The sequence below is a fragment of the Vibrio sp. V19_P1S1T109 genome (genome assembly GCF_002241375.1).
GTDB classification, from domain to species: Bacteria; Pseudomonadota; Gammaproteobacteria; order Enterobacterales; family Vibrionaceae; genus Vibrio; species Vibrio anguillarum.
The window spans coordinates 1-3,776 of sequence record NZ_NDIM01000228.1; the positions used below are offsets into that span (position 1 = coordinate 1).

3 protein-coding genes are annotated in these 3,776 nt (G+C 42.6%); 2 read left to right on the forward strand and 1 reads right to left on the reverse strand.

What is annotated here, in order from left to right; genetic code table 11:
- Positions 1-166 precede the first annotated feature (166 nt).
- Complete coding sequence (locus tag B9J87_RS11080; protein WP_017045993.1) at positions 167-1,183, forward strand: GGDEF domain-containing protein; 1,017 nt, start codon at positions 167-169, stop codon at positions 1,181-1,183.
- A gap of 125 nt (positions 1,184-1,308) precedes the next feature.
- On the opposite strand, the gene B9J87_RS11085 is transcribed toward B9J87_RS11080, so the two are convergent.
- The gene (locus tag B9J87_RS11085; RefSeq protein WP_013868075.1) at positions 1,309-1,887 is read right to left on the reverse strand and encodes a malate synthase; all 579 of its coding nucleotides are present in this window, start codon (positions 1,885-1,887) and stop codon (positions 1,309-1,311) included.
- A 161-nt stretch (positions 1,888-2,048) separates the two neighbouring features.
- Here B9J87_RS11085 and B9J87_RS11090 point away from each other — a divergent pair, with 161 nt between their 5' ends.
- Positions 2,049-3,566 carry a DUF3612 domain-containing protein gene (locus B9J87_RS11090; protein ID WP_013868076.1) on the forward strand — a complete coding sequence of 506 codons (1,518 nt, stop codon included), beginning with the start codon at positions 2,049-2,051 and terminating at the stop codon, positions 3,564-3,566.
- Positions 3,567-3,776 lie beyond the last annotated feature (210 nt).

Genomic DNA, 3,776 nt, shown 5'->3' on the forward strand with positions numbered 1-3,776 from the left:
CCTACTATGTCTGTCTGTTGTGTTTGATCTACATCAAGAATCGATTGTTCACCGTAAATAAAAATTCAACTTCAAACTTTAGTTGCATTTTTTTAGCGCATAACTTTGGGATATCCGCTAATCTTAGCGGTATGAATATCTGTGACTGTCTATTAATTTTACGATAATGACCAGCGACGACTTTAAGAGATCTACAGCCAATTTAAAAAAAGCAGTACCGTTGATGATGAAAAATCATGTGGCGGCGACACCTGCTAACTATGCACTTTGGTATACCTATGTTGACAACGCCATACCTCAACTCAATCGAGAACTCGATTCTGTATTGGAAAACTTTGGCCTTTGTCCTCCCGCGGCAAGCTCTCAACTCTATAACAGCTATGTCGCATCGCGCTCTGAAACCAGTTTAAGCACGCTACGCAACAACATTGAAGTGTTAGTCAATGAAGTCGCAAGTTCAATGTCAGATACCCTAACCGATACCAGCGAATTTGCCAGAGTGATTGATAAAAGTTTTAGTGAATTAGAACGAGTCGAAAACGATGATTTATCGATCGAAGAGGTGATGAAAGTGGTTCGCCAATTGGTCACTGAATCGCGAGATATTCGCCATTCAACTCAGTTTTTAAATGGTCAACTTAATAGTGCCAGTAAAGAAATTCATCGACTGAAAGAGCAGCTTGCCGAGGTGCAAAAAGAGGCTTTATTCGATGGATTGTCCGGTTTATATAACCGCCGTTCGTTCAATGATGATCTCTTTACCCTAATAAGCGCGCAGCAACCAATAAGCCTGATCTTATTAGATATCGATCACTTCAAATCTTTTAATGACAATTATGGCCACCTATTTGGTGACACCGTCATCAAAGGCATCGCTAAAAAGCTTCAGAGTAGCTGTCGAGATGGCATTACCGCCTACCGATTTGGCGGCGAAGAGTTCGTTTTAATTGTTCCAAATAAAACACTGCGCATTGCCAGACAGTTTGCAGAATCACTGCGCCGTTCGATAGAAAAAATGAGCGTGAAGGATCGCCGTTCAGGAAACCAAGTTGGTAATATTACCGCCTCTTTTGGTGTGACAGAATTACAACTAGGTGATACGTCCGAGTCTTTGATAGAAAGAACCGATAAACTGCTCTATGAAGCAAAACAATTAGGCCGCAACCGTGTTATGCCGCTTTAATCGCTTCAACCTCTTATGGCTTATGGGTAGCTGAAAAGCAATCACAAGTTCCATAAACCTCAATTTATGGATAGAAAAGTAAAAGGGGCGCCACGCCCCATTTAATCCCAATACGCATCTATAACCTAAGCAAGGTTAAAACTGTAGTTTAAGTAATAGTCTTCACCATCTTTTGCGGTGTACTCCTTATCTTCACTACAAGCTTGAGGCTTACCCTTTTCATCACCTTTGACTAGGCTTACCCAGTGGCGCATTGCGGCGCTGGGCATTTCTTCCACCGATTGGGTAAATGTGGTACACGTTTCTAACTGAATATCATTAATCTCTATCAGTTCAACGCGTCCAGTCCCTTTAGTGCAGCCTAACATCACTTCAACATGGCTACCACTTCCATCACGGAACAAGATCGAACATGGTGACTCCTTTTCACCATTGAAGGCAACAAAATGTTTTGGATGCTTCAAACCACTATGACGCCCATCCTTGAAATAAGCCAACACATGGCGGTAATCGATCACATAACTGGTCACATCTTGATGAGAGCCCGTCGCCAAAGGGAACAATCTATCGAGTAGTTGCTTCGCTCTACTCTGCTTTTCATTTTGTTGATTAGCACTGATAGTCTCGACGGCGAAGACGGCTTCAGCGATAAAGGGTTTATCTAGTTTTTGGATTTCTGTTTTATCGAATGTCAGCATATTCATCGTCTTTTCCTTATAGGTAACTCAACATTTTGTGTTCTAGAGCAATTATTCCAAACTTGCGTTTAACCTTTGTGCAAATTTGTGACCTTGCTTACTTGGTAGATTAACCAATTTTTTACTACAATTTCACAACAAAAATTTTACAGTGTGAATTTTACAAAATGGCCTTATCAAAAAGCTTAGTTCGTCAGTCACATTTCTTAGGGACAAAAGTCAGAAACTTAAGAAAGCGTAATCACCTAACGATGGAAGATTTATCGGCACGCTGTATTCGTATCAACCCAGAATACGCCCCCTCCGTTTCATACCTTTCGATGATTGAGCGTGGAAAACGGGTGCCTAGTGTTGATATGTTGGAGGTCATTGCCCAAGTTTTCCAAAAAGATCCCGCTTGGTTTTTAGATGATGAACCAGGTCAAACGGATATTACTCCTGACAAGGGTAACAGAGGTGGGATCAGCGGTATGGCTCTTGAACCTAGCTTTTTATTCTCAAATGATATTTTACAAATCGCGATCCCAGAGATGCTTTCCCAAACCGGGATCACTGGCAAACAGTTTGCTCATCTATTGATCCGTGCTCACCAAGAGAGTTTACAAAACCACTTCCCAGATCTTGAGCGAGCAGCAGAAGAAGTGGGTTTAAAACGCTTAAACTTAGCTGTTGAAGATCTTATCGACATCGCCAAAAGCCTTGGTTTGGTTATCCGCTGGGTCACGAGAACCCCGCAAGATGTTGTTGATGAGCTTGGTGTTAGCGCCAAACAACTTATTACCTCTTTTTTTGAACCACCATGCACGATCTACCTCAATGAAATTCTACGTGAGTACCCAACTCGCCTAAAGTACGACCTCGCGGTGTATATTGGCCACAATATTCTGCACAGCAAAGAGGGACTAAAAAGTGTCTTAACGGTTGGCCACACAAACAGTTGGGAAGAAACGCCTGATGCCACCGCCACCTGTGAATTAAATTCCCAAGATATCCTTCAGGCATGGCGAGATTTTGAATCGAGTTTTTTTGCTGGTGCACTGCTGTGCCCCAAAGTGCCTTATCGACAACTTCTTGATCGCAGCGGTTACGAAATCGATGTACATTTGAAAGCGGGGGTTTCCCCTTCCGTTGCGATGAGGCGCATGACGGTCGTGTCACCCTATCCGCATTGGCACTATTTCGATGCTTATGGTGAAGGCAAATTAAAAGCGGTTTATCGTGGCAATGGAATCCCTCTACCGTGGGGGAATATGCGTAAAGTGAATGACCCTTGCCAGCATTGGGCCGTGTTTAGACGTCTTTCAGAGCCGAAAAGTGGCAGCTCTGCGCAAATTTCGATTTTGAATGTAGGTGATGAGCCGAGAATATATTGCTGTGAATCCGTCAATATGATCGATCCAGCAGGTAATAATCGAGTGCTATGCGCTGGAATAGATTTGAATCCAGCCATCAATGCACAAGGTGGGGATGCTCACTCAATTGCTGAGGAGCTCAAAGCGTTATGCGTCAGCAACGGTGGGAGCTCTCTTATTCCAAGACACATCAAAAAAGATCTCACGACTATTGCTAAAATTCTTAATATTAATTGGATTGAACGCGGAATTGAAAATAATGCGCGCTTAATCTGCTCACGCGGTGCTGTCTGTCCAAGAAAACCAAGCTGCTATGAGAAATGCGCTGGCTAGTTGCAGAGCGTAAAAATAAAAAAAGCCAATCACAAAAAGTATGATTGGCTATTAATAAGTGTGAACAAAAATAAGGTTCACTAACAACGTCAGTTGGCTAGGTGACCCTCGGCTTAGAAGGGTCACTTACTATATAGCAGGATGCATGCCAACTTTAAAACTGCCAAAAAATACCTTATCTGTCTACTTTATGAGCGGTTTCATTACAAC

Coding starts and splice junctions, on each gene's coding strand:
- B9J87_RS11080 (WP_017045993.1), top strand. CDS start 167: ATGACCAGCGACGACTTTAAGAGATCTACAGCCAATTTAAAAAAAGCA.
- B9J87_RS11085 (WP_013868075.1), bottom strand. CDS start 1,887: ATGAATATGCTGACATTCGATAAAACAGAAATCCAAAAACTAGATAAA.
- B9J87_RS11090 (WP_013868076.1), top strand. CDS start 2,049: ATGGCCTTATCAAAAAGCTTAGTTCGTCAGTCACATTTCTTAGGGACA.